The sequence below is a fragment of the Rouxiella sp. S1S-2 genome (assembly GCF_009208105.1).
Classification (GTDB): Bacteria; Pseudomonadota; Gammaproteobacteria; order Enterobacterales; family Enterobacteriaceae; genus Rouxiella.
Genome location: NZ_WFKL01000001.1, coordinates 3,286,234 through 3,305,311, shown reverse-complemented (window position 1 = coordinate 3,305,311; position 19,078 = coordinate 3,286,234). Strand labels below are relative to the sequence as shown.

At 48.4% G+C, this 19,078-nt stretch carries 15 protein-coding genes; 7 read left to right on the top strand and 8 right to left on the bottom strand.

Annotated features, from left to right (window positions below; translation table 11 throughout):
* Positions 1 to 403 precede the first annotated feature (403 nt).
* Positions 404 to 6,052, top strand: a complete 5,649-nt coding sequence (locus tag GA565_RS15215) for a hypothetical protein (RefSeq protein ID WP_152199168.1) — start codon at positions 404 to 406, stop codon at positions 6,050 to 6,052.
* 55 nt (positions 6,053 to 6,107) lie between these two features.
* Here the strand turns inward: GA565_RS15215 and GA565_RS15210 are convergent, their stop codons facing one another.
* Complete coding sequence (locus GA565_RS15210) at positions 6,108 to 6,476, bottom strand: helix-turn-helix domain-containing protein (protein ID WP_152199167.1); 369 nt, start codon at positions 6,474 to 6,476, stop codon at positions 6,108 to 6,110.
* A gap of 102 nt (positions 6,477 to 6,578) precedes the next feature.
* Here GA565_RS15210 and GA565_RS15205 point away from each other — a divergent pair, with 102 nt between their 5' ends.
* A complete protein-coding gene (locus GA565_RS15205; RefSeq protein ID WP_152199166.1) occupies positions 6,579 to 7,703 on the top strand; it encodes an NADH:flavin oxidoreductase in 1,125 nt (374 codons plus the stop codon).
* Positions 7,704 to 7,746: 43 nt separating this feature from the next.
* Here the strand turns inward: GA565_RS15205 and GA565_RS15200 are convergent, their stop codons facing one another.
* Positions 7,747 to 8,478, bottom strand: a complete 732-nt coding sequence (locus GA565_RS15200; protein ID WP_152199165.1) for an SDR family NAD(P)-dependent oxidoreductase — start codon at positions 8,476 to 8,478, stop codon at positions 7,747 to 7,749.
* 108 nt (positions 8,479 to 8,586) lie between these two features.
* On the opposite strand from GA565_RS15200, the gene GA565_RS15195 reads away from it, so the two are divergent.
* Positions 8,587 to 8,967: a helix-turn-helix domain-containing protein gene (locus tag GA565_RS15195; protein ID WP_152199164.1), complete on the top strand. Its 381-nt coding sequence runs from the start codon at positions 8,587 to 8,589 to the stop codon at positions 8,965 to 8,967.
* An 18-nt stretch (positions 8,968 to 8,985) separates the two neighbouring features.
* Here GA565_RS15195 and GA565_RS15190 read toward each other — a convergent pair whose 3' ends face one another.
* Genes GA565_RS15190 through GA565_RS15175 form a run of 4 tightly spaced genes read right to left on the bottom strand, consistent with a single transcriptional unit; the run spans position 8,986 to position 11,482 of the window.
* Positions 8,986 to 9,384 carry a RidA family protein gene (locus tag GA565_RS15190; protein WP_226950974.1) on the bottom strand — a complete coding sequence of 133 codons (399 nt, stop codon included), beginning with the start codon at positions 9,382 to 9,384 and terminating at the stop codon, positions 8,986 to 8,988.
* Positions 9,381 to 9,884, bottom strand: coding sequence for a YgjV family protein (locus GA565_RS15185; protein ID WP_152199163.1), 504 nt, complete (start codon positions 9,882 to 9,884; stop codon positions 9,381 to 9,383). Before GA565_RS15185 ends, GA565_RS15190 begins: the two co-directional genes overlap by 4 nt.
* A gap of 59 nt (positions 9,885 to 9,943) precedes the next feature.
* Positions 9,944 to 10,162 (bottom strand): hypothetical protein, encoded by a 219-nt coding sequence (locus tag GA565_RS15180; protein ID WP_152199162.1) that lies wholly within the window; start codon positions 10,160 to 10,162, stop codon positions 9,944 to 9,946.
* Positions 10,163 to 10,165: 3 nt separating this feature from the next.
* Positions 10,166 to 11,482, bottom strand: coding sequence for a sodium:proton antiporter (locus GA565_RS15175; RefSeq protein ID WP_152199161.1), 1,317 nt, complete (start codon positions 11,480 to 11,482; stop codon positions 10,166 to 10,168).
* Between the two features lie 331 nt (positions 11,483 to 11,813).
* Here GA565_RS15175 and GA565_RS15170 point away from each other — a divergent pair, with 331 nt between their 5' ends.
* Positions 11,814 to 13,643: a carbamoyltransferase gene (locus GA565_RS15170; protein WP_152199160.1), complete on the top strand. Its 1,830-nt coding sequence runs from the start codon at positions 11,814 to 11,816 to the stop codon at positions 13,641 to 13,643.
* A 35-nt stretch (positions 13,644 to 13,678) separates the two neighbouring features.
* A complete protein-coding gene (locus tag GA565_RS15165) occupies positions 13,679 to 14,785 on the top strand; it encodes an SGNH/GDSL hydrolase family protein (RefSeq protein ID WP_152199159.1) in 1,107 nt (368 codons plus the stop codon).
* 43 nt (positions 14,786 to 14,828) lie between these two features.
* Here GA565_RS15165 and GA565_RS15160 read toward each other — a convergent pair whose 3' ends face one another.
* Together GA565_RS15160 and GA565_RS15155 are read right to left on the bottom strand one after the other, a co-directional pair.
* A complete protein-coding gene (locus GA565_RS15160; protein ID WP_152199158.1) occupies positions 14,829 to 15,842 on the bottom strand; it encodes an ABC transporter permease in 1,014 nt (337 codons plus the stop codon).
* Positions 15,843 to 15,852: 10 nt separating this feature from the next.
* A complete protein-coding gene (locus GA565_RS15155) occupies positions 15,853 to 16,911 on the bottom strand; it encodes an ABC transporter substrate-binding protein (protein ID WP_152199157.1) in 1,059 nt (352 codons plus the stop codon).
* A 282-nt stretch (positions 16,912 to 17,193) separates the two neighbouring features.
* Between GA565_RS15155 and GA565_RS15150 the strand changes: the two genes are divergently transcribed.
* Positions 17,194 to 17,985 carry an ABC transporter ATP-binding protein gene (locus tag GA565_RS15150; protein WP_152199156.1) on the top strand — a complete coding sequence of 264 codons (792 nt, stop codon included), beginning with the start codon at positions 17,194 to 17,196 and terminating at the stop codon, positions 17,983 to 17,985.
* Between the two features lie 17 nt (positions 17,986 to 18,002).
* Entirely contained in the window at positions 18,003 to 19,061 is a 1,059-nt protein-coding gene (locus GA565_RS15145) for a PLP-dependent cysteine synthase family protein (RefSeq protein WP_152199155.1), read from the top strand.
* Positions 19,062 to 19,078 lie beyond the last annotated feature (17 nt).

The following is a 19,078-nucleotide window of genomic DNA, read 5'->3' as shown; positions in this document are numbered from 1 at the left end:
AAAAGGCCATTAATTAAAAGAGACGGCCATTCTGCCATAAAGGAAATAATAAAAAAACCATATTTTTCATGTACTTATAGCACATGCTAACTAATTAAGCCTTGGCTATACTTGGATAAAACACCTGCAATTTGAAGGGGAATTGACCAGCTGAATGTGCAAAACGTTGAATAGCTATAGAAAATTAATCCAGATGGGGCTAACGGCGGACATTTACTCGTCAAGCCTCGCGTTACAACACTCTGTAAACCCACAATCAGATTGATAAACAAGATGGGGCAATGATGCCCATCCTCTTCATGTAAAAAAGCAATACTTTCCGATGCTTTCCGTAAATTTTCGATAATGAGTTCGACTACAGTTCCCCTCTTTTTTATACCCAAGAAATGAGAGTCGAATTTTCATGAAAGTTTTCACCCCGTACCCTAGGGGAGAAGAATCTGAGCCTATTGACCATAAGATTCTATCCATAGAAAGTCCTCTCCGTGATCTGATGAATGACTATCATCTCTCTCCGACTGTCTATTATCCTCAAATCGTTTCGCTGTTTGATAAGTTGGATAAGTCTGACGACTGGCACAATGATGAAGATGTGTGCCAGCTAGTCACATTTGTCCTTGATGATGAGGTGTTCCGGGATAAATTATCTAATACAACGATATTTAAGGTGAAGCCTGAGGGCACCAACGGCCGCATTGTACTGAGCAGTGACAAGCATCACTTTTTGTCCAACCAGCTAGATAAACCAGACCATCCTACCGGCCCTGAGCTGGATGAGTTTTTGCAAATCATAAAGGGTGCAGTCGCCTCTCGTACTGACGAGTGGGCTGATAAAATGTCAGACAACATCCTAAGCCAGCCTACCCGTGTCGGACAGCGTAAAGACGCCATGTTGCCACCAAGCGACGCATTACTTCCAATGCTTAAAGCGGTAACCGAACGCACCTTGTTACGTGTATTTGAAAACATGCTTGGTCTGGAGACCAAAGGACTGCTGGGGATACTGAAAGATATACGGGGAGAATTACCGAAAATTTTTCACAAGCAGGACGCCACTTTTACAGAAAAACTTCGCCTTATTCGCGGTCTTATTGATGACCAAAGTAAAAAAGTAAGTGGCCTCAGCCCTCATTACAGGGAGTATCTCAATCATTTTAAAATAACGCTGGATAGTCTTCAAAAAATTACCAATAACTTCGAAAAAGAGAGCCGCTCAAGCGTCACATCAAGCTTAAGCTTGTTAGCGGGATCACTCGAGGTAACCCAGTCGTTACTTCAGATTGTATCCTCCCTCCCCGGTATAGATAAAAGCAGCCTGCAGGGCGTTAACAGTATGCTGACGCCTGCCAGACAATTATTAACTCAGGTGCAGGGGTTTTATGCCTTACCCCCCGATGCGTCGTTTATAGATTTTCTATCGCAGTTCGATGCCATGAAACCACTGATTGAGCAATGCAATGCAGTGTATAAAAAAATACAAACATTACTCAGTGTATTGCCAACCAATCCTGGTTTCGAAAAAAAATGGCAGAGCATAAACCGCGTTTTTGAAGACAGTTCCCCAGAAAGGGTTAAAGCGCTCAATACCCTGTTTGGTACGGAGGTTGCAGAGGCTATCCGCCAAAGCCTGTCACTGGCCAAAAAAGCGGGGGCTTATCCGTTGGACAAACAGCTTATGGTGCAGCTGGATTGGCTCAAACAACAAACTCCTTCATTACAGCAGGCATTCACTTATCAGATGAATGACATGGGTAAGGAAAGTGATGCAATAAAGCAACTCAATGCTCTGCTAGATATTGTCAGTCCGAATATAAGTACTTGGGTAAAAACGAAGACTCTTGCCAATATGTTTGCCCCAACCACCTGGCTTTCGACACTGGTACATACCGCCATTCCGGTTTTGGCAGGCAGTTCTCCGGTTGGCTCAATGGCGTTACTGGCCGCGCAGAAAGGTAACGATTTTTATAAAAACATCAGATTTGATACCACATGGCCACAGTCACTTAGAAATTTTGCCAAATACTTGAGCCAGGATATTGTCAAAAATTCACAGGATTATCGTGGCATCATGCCGGGGGGAGAAATTACCGATGCGACTATAAAAGCGGCGATGAACTGGTGGAACAGTGCTCCGACTGAAAACTGGGCGGAAAGTATCGGTCAGTTGCTTAAATCCGCGACAATTGCCCACCCGGTATCTCAGAGGGTTTATCAGGGGTATCTGGAAATGGGCTTGGGTTGGAAACTCTATCAGGCCCTTCAGGAGAAAGAGACGCGTGCAGTGGTCAGGAATCTGGAAGAAATCCGAGATGCGATGAAGCCTTATATCTCGAACAGCAGTCTGGCTGGCATAGCCCCGCTTGTCGATTTACTTCCAATGTTACCGGCACTTAATGAAGCCCGCGCAGAAATAGCGCAGATAGGGCCAACAACTTCGTGGACAGAATGGGCTGGTGCACTGAGTGGAAGACTGGTTGGCAGTACAAACCCCGCACTGCAGCAATTGCGCAACCAACTGACAAATCAGCTGGAAACGTGGGCCGCTGACAGCCTTTCAGGTTTTTTCAACCCTCCTGTAGCCGATGCGGCGGTGCTACCTGCCAAAGAATCAACAAATATTAACCTTCCCACTGACGGGGTGACCGAAGCCGATTTTCTGGCGATAGATGAAGCGAAAATCATTACGGTATCTTCCACAGGAGAGAAAAGTACACCGATTGAAATACTGAAAGAGCTGATAGACAAGTACGGATTTACGCTCAATGAGCCTGTTTATCTGGGAGATAAAGAATTTGCACAGGGGCATATTCTGAATGAAAGTGAACCTCTGTCCGGCTCGGCCAGAAGCGCCCTGGCTATGGGGGGACTCGTGGGTATCATCGCCTTGGGTTATGCTATTTATAAGGTGACAAGCGGCAGCAGCTCTTCAACTGATATCGAAGAGAGTATCCCGCTAAACCAGTTACCCATAATAGTCACTGATTCAAACGATACGGCTTTATCAAAAAAAACCGCCAATTTTAACGTCAGCATTAACAAAAATTTCCCTAAGTTAATAATGAATGACGCACAGGTCAGCGAACCATTTACTTCTAAGCCTATCAACAGGCAGAATACATTTATTCAGGGCAGGTCATCAGAGGCGATTTATACGCCTTTGACGATGCCAACAGAAACTGAAAACTTTGCATCAAAGGTTCGTGTCAATAAACCATTACTCGCGGCTGTAGGCCTTGGCTTGAGCGTCTCTACCCTAGGGGGCGGGGCTTATTATTACCTCAATACTAAAAGAACCGAACCTAATAATGTTGAAAAGGAAGAGGGGAAACCAAATTTTTCAAATTCCCCATTGACCCAAGACGGTGTATTGTTTGAAATAAACGGCAAGGCAATCATTTTTAATGATGAGGAAATGCGTACGCTGGCGTTGAGCACTGATGATATGATCCGTCAAAAACGTGATTTATTTGGCGGCTGGGAACGTATTATAGATGAAAAAAACAGGTTGCAACGTCAGGATATTCTAGACCAAATATCAGCGCGATTAGCGGCCAATGAATCACATAGACTTGAAGAGCAACGTAAGGCGGATGAGTTAGTTACTATTGAAAATGTAAGAAGTGGATGGCCGGATGATTTTGGTTTATTAGCCGCAGAGAAATTGCTTGAGCAGTTAGATAAAGGGGCTATTTCTTTGATAAAAGGCATTGATGCTTGCTCTTTTATCCGCCAGCATGTTCAGAATGCTATCGACACCTATTTACCTGATTTAGGTATGACACCGGACAGTATTATACAGCTTAGAAGGGTTAAAGTCGCTGGTCCTGTCATCGGCGAAAGGGTAACAATAGAGAATTATAGCCTCTACGACTTAGCATGTTATAAATTCCCCACCAATCATACTATGCAGTGGGATAAAGATATTCCCAATGAATTCAAAGAAGCGCTGATGCCCGGTTCGAGTAAAGATAATTCGCGTGATTACTCTCCCCTTTCGGTGACATCAGCGTTTTCTAAATATATCGATGAGACGAAAAAAAATAATACTCTCATTGAGGAGATATCGGTAATCTATAAAGCATCATTTTTATCCACCGCCATGGAATTGGAACAATCCAGCGCCACGCCAAAAGATTTTAAAATCTTGCTGAAAACCTTCATACAGGGCGATGAAACGGTGCTAAAAAAAGTAGCCTTTCATCGAAAAACAGTGACCGATGTGGTTGCACTTGAGATTGGTGAAAAAATTTTATGCTGGGATGTGGCGGGATCTTGTATCCAATTCACCAACACTCACCAAGGGCGTGAGAATCGAGAAATGAAGCAGTGGGTGATTAAACACCTGAATGCCTATCAACAGGGGGAGTTTAAAGATTCGGTTACGGGTACAAAACTGTTTGATGAGCAAAAGCTGGAGCAATCAGCTCGTAGCCGATTCAACGTGATAGTGAAAATATCCCCTTTCAAATTAAGCAAATTCAGTGACCTGGGCGAAGATTCGACCCTGGAGAAGATTGAACGAATGAAGGCGGACATGGATACGTTGGTGACCACAAAGGGCGAAAGATTTGCAAAGAACCTTATTGATCTTGGTGTTTTTGCCGCCAGCCTGGTGACAAGTTTAGTTCCGGGGGCTGGCATAGGCGCTTTCCTGCTTAGAGCTGGATTGAATGCCGGTGTCATTGCGCTGGGCACAGCGGCTAAGTCGACATTTGCTGACAATTATAAGGAAAAAACGCAAATACTTAGAGAAGCGCTATTGAACTTGATAGCCAATATTGCACTGGATGGACTTTTCACTGCAGGCAGGTTACATGCTGAAAAGTTGCTTTCAAGAATAGAACAGAAGAATATTAGTGATACCCGAAATGTGAAAATAGTAGAACCAGTATCTTCCCTACGGATTAAAAATTTAAACTCGCCTGAAGTTTTAGCATCAGCTAAATTAACAGCCGGTAATACTATTGATAATGCATTGGCGTCCTTAAGAAATGCCGAAAAAGAAGGTCAGGTAAATATCGTGCTGGAAGCATTTTTCGGCAGGAATGATAAGTTGCTTAAAGATAAATACACCCAGAGTCTTAAGGATGTAAAAAGTGATTTACAAAGGTTTGATCCCGTAAGCAATGTTAAAATCATTAGCGACTCAACAAGCAATACTGTTATGGCGATGAATTGCGCCAAGTTTAGGCTATCAAACGCAGGCGCATCTTCGCCCAAAATAGAATATCTAAATTTTTATGAGAAGGGTGTTAATAATTTTTATAAAGCGGTAGGGGGGAGTAAAGATGAGCTAGGCGTAGTATTGCTACATGAGTTTTCACATGGAACGCTTGATACCATGGATTTTGCCTACCGTGGAGTAACGGGGAAAAAAGGTTATTCAAATATTAAAGGACTATTAAATATCAATGTAAAAGATCATCAACAGTCTAACGTAGGTTCGCAAGGACGGTTTTTTGGTGATGCAACGCACTATCTGATGATGGATGATTATTTCAATCTGGAAAAGTTAAATATACAAAAAAATGCTGCCACCACAGAAATTAAAAACATCGATGCGCGCTTGAATTCACCCATTTCTGATGTGTATAAGAAAACATTGGGTGAGCGTAAGGATATACTTACCCATAAATTAGAGGGTGTTGAAAAAAGAATTTCGTTCGGACAACCTGGGTTTTATAACGCGGATTCATTTTCTCTTGCGACGCGTACTTTAGAATTCATTGATAAAAACCCCAAAAAGGCCATAAAAATTATCGATGCACTAAAACATGCCGGTAAAATATCTGATGGATTTGTTAATGAAGTATTAGATGACATCTATATACCCCAGAGAAAAAAACGCGATGTTTCCAGTCCAACAATTTTGCCACAGTCAACCAAACCTAACATAATGCTTTCAAGTTCTGCTTACTTATTGGAATCAAACGAGCAAGGTGAAATTACTCGTATCTGGAAAGACTTAAAGAGAGACGAAGTTAGCTCATTAGGTGTAATTGACCCTCAAACACATATTCCTGGGCAGGGCGTTCTGTTGCCGCAGGAATAAGCGAAACCACAAAGCACAGTGCTATAAAGTGTCACGATACCCCCGGAAAAACCGGTTAACTATTGCTGGCGTCAAAGGCCTGCCGGGCACGTTCAACTTCTGGCAGATAATCCATCGTCCAGGTATAAAGCGCCTCAAAGGGTGCCTTGAGTGTGCGACCCAGCGGTGTTATCTCATATTCAACGGCCACCGGTGAGGCAGTAATGACCCGACGCTCCACAATGCCGTTGCGCTGCAGGCGGCGCAGGCTCTGAGTAAGGGCTTTCTGGGTAATGCCCTCAATTTCACGTTTAAGCACATTAAACCTCTGCGGCTTTTCACACAGCGCGGCGAGAATAAGCACCGACCATTTATCTGCAATCTGGTCGAGCAGCAGCCGGTGTGGGCAATTGACACCGGTAACGGTGTGTACCTGAGTGGACATCGTGGTTTCCTTAAGTATACTTGGTAGCTTTACAGTGCCTAATTGACACTAAGTATACACGGTATACTATAAATTCCGTTAACTTAAAACGGAGAATTACCTGTGACCACGTCCACCAATGTAGATGCTTTGTTTCAGCCTTTTCGTTTGAAAAGCCTGACCTTGAAAAACCGAATTGTTATGGCACCCATGACGCGCTCTTTCGCGCCAGACGGCGTTCCAGATGATAATATCGCTGCTTATTATCAGCGTCGCGCCGAAGGTGAGGTTGGACTGATTCTGTCCGAAGGGACGGTCATCAACCGGCCGACCTCAAGAAATGAGCCTAACGTGCCGTTTTTCTACGGAGAGCAGGCCTTGGCGGGTTGGAAAAAGATTATCGATGACGTTCACGCCGCGGGAGGAAAGATGGGGCCCCAGCTGTGGCATACCGGCTCAGTGGCGAGCTTTATGACCGACTGGGTGCCGGACGCACCGGTTGAAAGCCCGTCAGGCCTGATAGCGCCTGACCAACCGCGCGGTAATGTGATGAGTGATGAATCCATCGCCGATACCATCGCCGCTTTTGCACAGGCGGCGGCTGACGCAAAACGCCTGGGTTTTGACGTTGCCGAAATTCACGGTGCGCACGGTTATCTGGTTGATCAGTTCTTCTGGTCAGCCACTAATTTGCGTACCGACGTTTACGGTGGGCCAACGCTCAAGCAGCGTTCGCGCTTTGCTGCCGAGGTAGTGAAAGCCATGCGTGAGGCGGTAGGACCTGATTTCCCGTTAATTTTGCGTATCAGCCAGTGGAAACAACAGGACTTTACCGTGCGATTGGCACCGACGCCGGAAGAAATGAGTGACTGGCTGGTGCCTTTGGTTGAGGCGGGGGTCGATATTCTTCACTGCTCACAGCGCCGTTTCTGGGAGCCAGAATTCCCTGAGATTGACGGTGAAAGTGGGCTTAATTTCGCCGGATGGGCGAAAAAACTCACTGGCGCGGCTACCATCAGCGTCGGTTCTGTCGGTCTCTCCGGAGACTTTATGGCGGCCTTTACCGGCGAAGCTTCTCAGCCCGCCAGCCTTGATAATCTGATAGAACGTCTGGACCGCAACGAGTTTGACCTGATTGCCGTAGGTCGTGCGCTATTGAGTGACCCGCATTGGGTGACAAAAGTCCGCACTGGCAACCTTGATGCCCTGCAGGGCTTCACGGCGGCTGCATTAGCTGAACTCGTCTAACGTTTCAAGGACCTTCAGCGACGACGGCTGAAGGTCCGCCTCATTAAACCTGCGCCATTCCGCCGTCGATACACAGCTCTGAACCTGCGATAAAACTGCTTTCGTCCGATGCCAGGAACAGCGCGGCAGCGGCAACTTCTTCGGGTTTACCTAAGCGTCCTAGTGGGATTAAATCAGTGAGTGTCTTGCGCACTTCATCTGAAACCGCATCAAACATCGGCGTATCGATAGGGCCGGGACTCAACGTATTGACTCTAATGCCTTTGCCAGCCAGCTCGCGCGTCCAGGTGCGCGAATAGGCACGGACAGCGGCCTTCGACGCACCGTAAGCGGTGTAACCGGCCGATCCGATAAAGCCGGCAATTGAGCCGATAAGTACGATTGATCCGCCTTCGGACATCAGCGGGACGGCGCCCTGCACAGTAAACAGTGCGGCGCGGACATTGAGGCCGAAGATTTTGTCAAAATGCGCTTCGGTTATGGTTTCCAGCGCTGCGTACTCCGAAATACCTGAGTTGGGGACCAAAATATCAAGCTTGCCACGAACGAATTTGACACGCGCAAACAGTCGGTCAAGGTCTGCCGAATTTGTCGCGTCGCCCTGTACGGCCTCAACGCCGTGGCCAATCAGTGAAACGGCATTGTCCAGCTCTTCCTGTCGGCGACCCATAATAAAAACGTAAGCCCCTTCAAGGACAAAACGCTGGGCAATGGCCAGACCGATACCGCTATTGCCCCCGGTGATCACCGCCGTTTTTCCTACTAATTTCTGCATTTTGCTACCCGCTGAGTGTGGTTTATCATTGACCTCAGAAGATACACTGCGTATATCTAGTGTCAATTACGCACCGAGTGTAGCCTAGATATATAACGGGAAACCGCGATGGAAAAATCTGTAGACGTTTTGCTTTATGACATCAACGCCACGCGGCCGATTTTGGAGCAGATTGCCAACAAGTGGTCAGTGCTTATTCTGACCGTGGTTTGCCATCAGCCCTCGCGATTTAACGCGATAAAACGTCGGCTGGATCCGATTACCCACAAAGCACTGACCGAGGCGCTGCGCAGGCTGGAGAGGAATGGGTTAGTACTTCGACGCGTTATTACCTCTTCTCCCGTAGCGGTTGAATACTCGATTACGCCACTGGGCAGAACGCTACAACAACCGTTTGCGGCGCTGGTTGCATGGGCTTCGCAACACGGGGAGGGAATTACGCTGGCGCAGGTTAAGTACGATAATCGCGTTATTAATGTTGATAAATAGCGCGATTATTTAAATTTTTTACTCTTTTTCACCCAGGTAAGCCGTGCATTTTATTTCGACCAGCAGGTCAGGGTGGGCCAGTTCGCTGACGCCAATACAGGTCCAGCAGCAGGTAGCGCGGGGAAAGCGACTGTCCTTTATTTTTCTGAATAGCGGCATATGCTGTGACATGTTCACGTGGTAGCTGGTGATATCAATGACGTTATCGAAGGTAGCCCCCGCCTCACTTAATACCCATGCCAGATTATCCCAACATAGTTGAAACTGTTGCTCAGGGTTTTCAGGAATACGTAATTGGTCATCGCGACCGATTTGGCCAGACATTACCAAAAGATTATCAATCAACAGCCCAGGCAAATAGCCTGCTTTGTCGACCACTGAACGCATTTTTTCGGGGACAATTGATTTCTTGGTCATAGACTTTCCTTGGCTAAAGCGCGTTTATTACGAAAATAAGAGAGTAGCGTGCTGCTTAAAAATGCCAGCTCCATCAGCGTGGCGACGGGCGATGCAGATAAAATATTGTTAATGACCCAGAAGCCACTCCCGAGCACGGTAAAAATACGCATTCTTGACGGGTGTTTTTGAAAGGCAGCATAGGTGACAAAAAGGCTACCAATCAGCGGGAATAAATCCTTCGGCCCCTGCCACACCCACAAACAGCACAGTACCGATAGGGCGAGAAACATCCAGCAAAGCGCCTGGCGCGTGCTAAAAATGGCCGTAACATAGCGGCACGCCGCCAGCAGCATCAGCGCCGCTGAAGCGGGCTGACTCAGCAGTGAAAAATGTATCGATAGCAGAAAGGTCGATAGTGCAAGAAGCAGTAAAGTCTTTTGGCGCGAAAAGTGAAATGCCGAAACGTCCAATACAAAAGAGACGCCGGCGATCAGCTGAGAAAGAAGAAAAGGGGTCATGTAAATACCGGTATTTTTATTAATTAATGTAAAAATTGTTCATATTGAAAAAGCAAACCTTACTCGACCCGTGTGACGTCGGGGGAATGTTCGCTGGCCGCTTCATGATAAATGTCGCCTAACCAAAGCGGGATCTCCGCTTCGGTCAGTTCGTCGGGAATGATGATGTCGTACAGCCGCGAAAATTTTCTTTCAGTCATATCGACGCGAAACACCTGCCAGCCATGTGTTGCAGGCTTCACGCCGATGAAACGGCCAAAAACATTATAAATCATCATGGGCTATTTTTTGCTCCAGAAGTTTAATAGCGGCGTCACGGTGATGCCGTGGATAAGGACGCTGGCAGTGATAATGGTGAGCGCACAATTAGTCATTACCTCGGCGTCTGCGCCCTGCATGCCGTGCATATAGGCATAGGCAATATAGTTCAGGCTGCCTATTCCGCGGATCCCCAACCAGCCAAATAATAAACGTTGCTGGCGTGAATAAGAAGACTTCCAGGTTGAGATGTACACCGCCAGCGGGCGAATAATAAAGAACAGAATGAAGGCCAGAATAAGCCCCATAGCGTCCCAATGCTGCGCCAACGTGATACCCAATACGATAACAATAGCTGCCGCCAGCAGACGTTCTATAGTGTCGCCAAACGATAGCGCATCGCCAATCACCAAACCCACGGACTTAAGCGGGCTTCTTTTCTCGATTGCGTGGCGTAAATGAGGATTGACCATCATTTCTGCCGGGGGATTTTCTTCCTGCTCCTCCGCTACCGGATTTTTCTGCTGCACTCTAAGTTCTGCACTGCGCAGCCCGACACCCGCGGCAAAGGCGGCTAAAAATCCAGAGGCATCAACGGCCATTGCCAGTGAAAAACTCAGACAGATCAGCGCAAGCGCAATAAAGTCGCTGGGCGCGACGTCCCCCTGAGAGTGGCGAAACCGCGTGGCAATCAGGCCAATCAGGCGACCCAGTCCATAGCCAATGGCCAGACCAACTACCAATGCCCAGACCACGTCTACCGCCAGCCAATGTAACCATTTCTCGGTTGAAAGCGCGCCATCGGCGTTGTGCCACAGCAGCGCTAGCATCAATAACGGCAGGGCGGTACCGTCGTTTAGACCCGCTTCGCTGGACAAAGAAAGCCGTAAACTGTCGTCGTCGCGTGCATCATTAATGGCAATCAGGCTGGCTAAAACCGGGTCCGTAGGGGCAATAATCGCCGCCAGTGCCAGAGATATTGGCCAAGATAGGCCGGTCAGGTAGTGGGCGATAACCATCACGCCGAGCACGGTTAAAATCATACCTGGCATAGCCAATCGGAAACCTATTTTCCAAATACTGGCTCTTAATGGCAGGCGGATTTTCAGTCCGGTGATAAACAGCGAAGTGGCGATGGCGATTTCAGTAATACGGCTGACCAACGTCGAGTGCTGCAGCACGTCAAGACGTAAAACGTCGAAGCCCCAAGGACCGCAAACCACGCCGACCAACAGATAAACACCAAAAATAGGCACCGGTGTGCGATTTATCCAGCCATATGACAATGACATGAGTAAAAGCAACCCCCCGGTAGCCGCCGTCCAGGCCAGATAATTCATAATTCCCCCTGTAAAATGACTTAAAATCACTCAAAAAAGTCTCGCCTAAGTTCATACCTAACTCATTATAGGATATATGAAAAATTACTCTCAAAACTTCACGAAAAAAGCGGCGATAAAGCCGCGATAACATTTTTCTCAATAAATAATTCAGACTAACTGCAGACGTTAATAATTGACAGTCATTATATTGCTCACTACTTTTACTGCTATTAATCGCCTCATCGATTTTTATTTTGTTATTCACTACTGCGTGATGGATATATTAAATCTTTTCTTTCTTAATGATCAGATTTTATGGGTTCTCAAATTTCTATTGGAAGGGATAACGATGAAAACATATATTCTTGGGCTTTCCTGTTATTCTCATGATAGTTCTGCAACGTTAATTTGTGATGGAGAGATTATTGCCGCCGCGCAGGAGGAACGTTTTACACGAATAAAACTGGATAAATGTTTTCCGCGCAATGCCGTGGCCTTTTGTTTGCGTTTTGCCGGCATATCACTTTGTGAGGTGAAAAAAGTTTTTTATTATGAAGATCCTGAAGAGAAGTTCAAACGGATTATGTCTACAGCCTTTGCCAGTGGCTGGGCGGGCGTGAGGTCGTTATTCTTTGATATCCCAACGTGGCTGTTTGATAAGCTTTACGTGAAAAGAAAGTTGTCTAATGAATTAAAAGGATTTAGTTCAACGATACCCTGCATTGAATATATCAGCCATCATCGTTCGCATGCTGCATCGGCTTTTTTCCCCGCACCTTTTGAAAAAGCGTTAGTTCTATGCATTGACGGCGTAGGCGAATGGGATACCACCACGGCCTGGAAAGGCGAGGGCGGGCGGTTAACCAAAATTTGGGAAACGCGTTTTCCCCACTCTCTTGGGCTGCTGTATTCGGCTTTTACGCACTATTGTGGATTTGAGGTCGACACTGACGAGTACAAGCTGATGGGGCTTGCCCCCTACGGTGAGCCGATCTTTTATGAGCAGATTATGAGCCATCTTATTCACGTCGCCGATGATGGCAGCTTTACGATGGACATGGACTATTTCGACTACGCAACCGGTGAGAAAATGACCTCACCGCAATTTAATGCATTATTCGGGGGTCCGCCGCGTGCGCCAGAGAGTGAGCTCACGCAGCGCGAGTTCAACCTTGCCGCTTCGGTACAGTCCGTGCTGGAAGAAGTGGTGCTCAGACTGGCCCGTCACTGGCAGATGCAAACTGGACTTAAAACGCTTTGCCTGGCCGGTGGCGTTGCATTGAACTGCGTGGTCAACGGCAGGCTGGCGCGGGCGGATATTTTTGAGCGAGTCTGGATCCAACCGGCGTCCGACGACTGCGGCGGGTCGCTGGGCGCTGCGCTGTCGGGATGTTACGAAGTCATGGGCCAAAAAAGAGTAGTCAATGCCAATGACAGTATGAAAGGTTGCTACCTCGGCCCCGCCTACAGCAGTGACGAAATCAGACTGTTTTTGCTCAGTCAACAGTGTAAGTTCACTGAGCTTATGCCGCAAAAGCTATGCAGCGAAGTGGCAGAAATTCTCAGTCAGGGCAACGTCGTGGGGTGGTTTCAAGGGCGCATGGAGTTTGGTCCCTGCTCGCTCGGTGCGCGCTCAATTTTAGGTGATGCGCGTAAGGCCAAAATGCATAGCGCGATCAATCTTAAAATCAAAAATCGTGAATCGTTGCGGCCTTTTGCACCCGCCGTACTAAAACAACACGCTGGTGAATGGTTTTACGCTGTTAAATCCAGTCCCTATATGCTTTTTGCTCATCCTGTCTGCAAGCAAAAACGTTTAGCGCTGACCGAGTCGCAATCGACTAAATCCGGCATTCAGAAACTTTGTGAGGTGCGTTCACAAATCCCTGCCGTCACTCACGTTGACTGTTCGGCACGGGTACAAACGGTGGACGGTGTTTATAACCCACTGTTTTACCAGCTGCTCAGTGCTTTTAACCAACAAACGGGCTGTCCGCTGCTGGTAAACAGCTCTTTTAATATGTGCGGAGAACCGATCGTTGAATCACCGCAGGACGCTTATCGCTGCTTTATGCGCACTGCGATGGACTATTTAGTACTTGGCAACTTTTTGCTCAGCAAGCGCAATCAGCCACATTGGCAGGAACGGGCTGACTTGGCGCAGTATCCACGGGATTAACCGTTTCTATTCGTTCTCGCAGGAAAGGTATTGCTATGGAAATTAAAACAATGACTCACAGGGAGGCGGTTAATCGCTGTTACGAATTAACGCCGCAGCTGCGCGAATACGATGAATTTATGTATCTGGGCGTGCGCTGGCTGCCTTATACCATGTTTTTTCATCCCAAAAATTACCACTCTAAGGTGATTAATACCGATGACATGGGCTTTCGCCTCACTCAGTCTCACCGAGGATGGGTTTCTCCCGCTGAGTTTCCTGACGACGGCGCGGTAAATATCGTGATTGGCGGCTCAACGGCAATGGGAACCGGCACAACCTCAGACGCTAACACAGTGGCGTCGGTGCTTGCCGAACTTACCGGAGAGATATGGCTAAATTTTGGCGGGCGGGGTTATAACTGCGTGCAGGAGGCGATAATTTTTATGCTCAATGAGCATAGTCTAAAGAAGATTAACAACGTTGTTATTTTGAGTGGCCTTAATACATTGACCCTCGAAGGGCTGCCGGATGAATATACCACCGAGTACGGTAAATATTATTACTCCTACGAATTCAGCCACTATATGCACAAATATAGCGAGAGTCAGAAACGTGTGTCAAATGCCTCCGCCTCCAGCAATGAATCCACAACAGAAAGAATTATCCCACGCATTACCGAGAAATTTACTGGCTGGCTCGATCAGACGGATGAGAATTCGGTTGAGCAACTCTTTACCGACGTTTATATCGATATCGACCAGCGCATTCAGCGTGCCGCGCAAATGACCATCGAGTCGGCTATTCAAATACAACAGCTGGCCAAAAGTCACAACGCGCGCGTACATTTCGTTCTTCAACCGCTGTCACGATGGAGCAAGCAGTATTTTCACCCGCGCGAAGAGGAGATGTTTAATGCCATCGACTCCTGTGCCAATAATTTTTGGCGATTGTTCCAACGGCTGTGCACGCCAAATCTGCATGAGAAATATTCGTCACAAATCAAGCAGGGTTGCATTCAGGCCGCATTGCCTTACCATGACATGAACCTATTAATGAAAAAATCACCCGCCCTCAATGACAATATTTATATTGATCATCTGCATTTCAACGATTTGGGCTATCGAGAAATGGGCAGGTTAATTTATGAATATGTGCTTTGACGCTCTCTAGTGCAATGTGACGGTCTATATGACTACTGCACGACTACCACTTCACTGCACTCTGCTGCCACGCCAGCAGGCGATCGCGCACGGCAAACAGCAGGGTTATCAGTGAAGAGAACAGCAGCGCCATCACAATCAATGCACCGTACATATTGGCATACGCTGCCCATCCTTGAGCCCACTGCAGATACCAGCCTAATCCCGACTTCACCCCCATCATTTCTGCGGCGACCAGTACCGAAAATGAAGCACCCAGTCCCATAAACAACCCGACAAAAACGTGAGGTAAAGAGGCCGGGATCGCGACCCGCATGATCAGAAACAGATTGCTGGCGCCCAGCGTTCTGGCCACGTCGTAATAGCGATTATCAACGCTGGATACGCCGGACCAGGTTAATACGGTGACCGGGAACCAGGTTGCCAGTGCGATAAGAAAAATCGCCGCCGAAAAGCTTGATGGAAAGAAATACAGCGACAGCGGCAGCAGGGCGGTGGAAGGCACTGGTCCTAAAAAGCGCAGAATCGGATGCACCCAATAGCCCAAGCCACGAGACCAGCCGATGGCGATACCCGTGACAAATCCACTCAGGCTGCCAAAAACAAAACCCAGCGCCAGCAGCCGGAGCGAGTTAAGCACGCTGTCGCCAAGGCGATACCAGTCAGTGGCGTAGGCTTCAACCAGCGCGCGCGGTGGGGCAAAAAACGGGGCAGGAAGCAGCGCCAGCTTGGCGGTAACCGTTTCCCAAATAGCAATCAACACCGCCAGCGCCACCAGCCAGCGTGCGGAACGCTGCAGTGGCGAAAACAGCAAACGCCACTGCAGCACGCGCCCCAGTAGTGAGGCAACGGTAAGCGCTGCTGCAAGCGTACCGAACAGGCGATGCGTTTCGCCGACAAAGCGCGGCGGGGCAAAACCCACCGGCTTATCGGGCCAGAAAACCATGAGTGCCACCAGCGCCCACCAGGCAACAATTGCCAGACCCAGTGCAGGCGTGATGGCTTGCTTATTGAGTGCAATAGCTGGATTAAGTCGGTCTAACGTTTCACTGGACATCGGTGTCCCCTTATCCGCTCATCTTCATATTCATGTGGTCGTGCGACGCGGGCAACAGATCCGGCACGTAGTGGTCTGCAAACTGTTGCGCATTGGTGTCCGGGCGAATCACATTAATCAGCTTCAGTTCGTTGACGTAAGTTGCTACCTCACCGCGCAGCTGCTCACCGGTTGAATGATGGTTATGGGTATGTTCTTTGAGCATGGCGGTGATGTCGTCGATAGGAACGTTGCCTGGCACAAACGGCGCAAAGATTTTAGCCGTTTCGGCTGGGTGTTCAGAAGTCCACTGCTGGGCATCAATAATCGCCTGCGTGATGGCTTTTGCCACCGCCGGATTATCACGCACCAGAGAACCGCGAAGGCCCAGCACGCAGCAGGTCATCGAACTGTATTCACCGTTCATGTTGTTATCGATTTCCTGAAGGTCGTAGCGGTGTTTAATCAGCCATCCTTGTGGGTCATCGCTGGCAATCGCCTGCACTTCTCCCTTGCGCAAGGCCTCGCCAAACAGATCGGCGGGATATTGCACCCAGTTGACTTGTTTGTCAGGATCGATGCCCTGTTTAGCCAATTGAATAGCAAAGAAGTTGCGCAGTGGACTGGCCTGATCGCTGACCGCCACGTTTTTCCCCACCAGGTCGCGGACGTTGTTAATTCCAGAGTTCTTAGGCACCAACAGTCGCATACATCCACCGTGCGTGCCCACCGTCAGGTCGACGTCAAAGCCCTGTTCCAGCGGTTTAAGCCAGCGTAGCGCCATACCGATACCGCCGTCGGCCTGCCCGGTAGCAATAGCCTGCAGCAGTGAGTCAGTGGGGCCACTGAAATTTACAGGCTCGACGTTAAGGCCATATTTTTTGAAGAATCCCTGCTTAAGCGCCACTGAAATAGGCGACTGACACACTGCAGTTTGCCCCCAGGCCAGCTTGACTGTGGTGAGTTTGGCGTCGTCAACTGCCGCACCGTCGGCCCAGGCGGGAAGGGCAGAAGTGAGGCCTAGCCCCGCGCCCAAGAGTCCCGCTCGTTGAATAAATACGCGCCGTGAAGAGTCTGTAAATCCTGCCATTATGTCCAACTCCCGTTATTTACCTGCTTTACCCATGAGTCATGAAAACAAACATTATTATCCGTTTGTAAGTCTGCGATTGTTTATTGTCTTTTTACCGATAATTATAGATATTTAGGTAATGTTGCAGATTAGGCGTGGCGGTTGAAATAACAATAGCGCATTAATATTGCCATCCTTGGCTTATTCATTTTTAGGCTTAGCTTTACCGGTATTAAGCATTTACCTTTATTCGAAAACGCGGAATATTTTATTTCAGAATAACGGCAGACGAGGTAGAGCATGCCATCAGGCGAAACAGTTAATGCAGTTTCAGGTTTAGCGCTGAATATTAATCAGGTCAGTCATGCCTTTTATCTGGAAGGGAAAACCTTACCGGTGCTGGATGACGTTTCTCTCAACGTCGATCCGGGAGAATTTGTGGCACTGCTGGGGCCTTCTGGCTGTGGAAAGTCCACGTTGCTGCGCCTGGTTGCCGGACTGGATAACCCTATCGACGGCGATATTTTTGAAGATGGACGTCCGCTGCTCCAGCCCGATCCCAGCCGAGTGGTGGTGTTCCAAGACCCAACGCTTTACCCGTGGCGCAGCGTGTGGGGCAACGTTTCATTGGGTCTGCAAACACGGGGTAAATTAACGGAAGACGGGCGGCGGCATATTGATAACACCCTGGAAAAGGTTGGGTTAAGCCAGTTTGCCAATGCCTGGCCGCACCAGCTTTCTGGTGGCATGGCACAGCGAACTGCGCTGGCGAGAGCGTTGGTGAATCATCCCAAACTGCTTATTCTCGACGAGCCGCTGGGCAAGCTTGACTCACTGACCCGTATCCGCATGCAGCAGGAATTGGTTGGGCTGTGGCGCGAACAAAAATTTACCACCTTGATGGTCACGCACGACGTTGAGGAGGCATTGCTGATGGCCAATCGGGTGGTGATATTCAGCCCTCGTCCGGCGCGAATTATTGAAACGATTGACGTGCCGTTGCCTTATCCGCGACGTCGCGATGACCCGCGTTTGGTTGAGTTGCGCACACGAGCGTTACAACTGCTGGGTGCCGACGTTCCCGTTGCCTAATTTTTCTGGAGTTCATTATGACAATTCATAACGCCATTACCGAGCTTGTAGGCAATACGCCATTATTAAGACTTAACCGTTTTAGCCAGCAGTTTCAATTAAATGTCGACCTGCTTGCCAAGCTGGAATACTTTAATCCAAACCACAGTATTAAAGACCGAATTGCTTTATCCATGATTGAGGCTGCCGAGCGTTCCGGTCAATTAAAACCCGGTGTCACGCTGGTCGATACCACCAGCGGTAATACCGGCATCGGACTGGCGGCCATTGCCGCGGCCAAGGGGTATAAGTTTCGCGTCTATTTACACGATAAACTCAGCGCCGAGCGATTCGCTATTCTCAGCGCTTTCGGTGCAGAGATTATTCCTTTTAGCCAGGTCCCTGGTTTCGACAAAATTCTTGAAGAAAGCGACGGTGATTTCGTTGCCGCCGCCAAGTGGTTGGCCGATAACGTCATCCTAAAAGAGCCCAATATTTTCTTCACTTATCAGCTAGAAAATCCGGCCAATCCGCAGGCGCACTATCACAGCACCGGCCCGGAAATTTGGCAGCAAACGGCTGGACAGGTGGATATTGTTATCGCATCAGTCGGAACTGGCGGCACGCTGTCAGGAGCAGGGAAATACCTCAAACAGCTGAAACCGGATATTAAGCTGATTGCTGTAGAGCCGGGCATTCACTCTATTCCCGACCGAGAAAACCCCGATGCCAAGGAAATTACCGGCGTTCATGCCTTCAGCACCGTTCTGCCCGAGCGCGTACCCTTGACCCTCGACCGAGAGCTGTTTGATGAAGTGGTATCAGTCGAAAGCTGGCAAGCAGTGCAGGCGGCCAGAGAGGTGGCCACCACCGACGGCATCCTGATTGGCGAGTCCTCGGGCGCGGTGCTTTATGCGGCTCGTGAAATTGCCCGGCGGCCAGAAAATAGCGGCAAGCGCATCGTCACTATACTGGCCGACAGTGGCCTGACCTACCTCTCTACCGGGCTTTATGACCCGCAGCTCAGCGTTGAACAGATTAAGGTTCAGGCTTTGCTAAAAAGTCGCGCCATTGAATTCGTTGAGACATCGTTTTAATTAATGCCCCGCCCCCA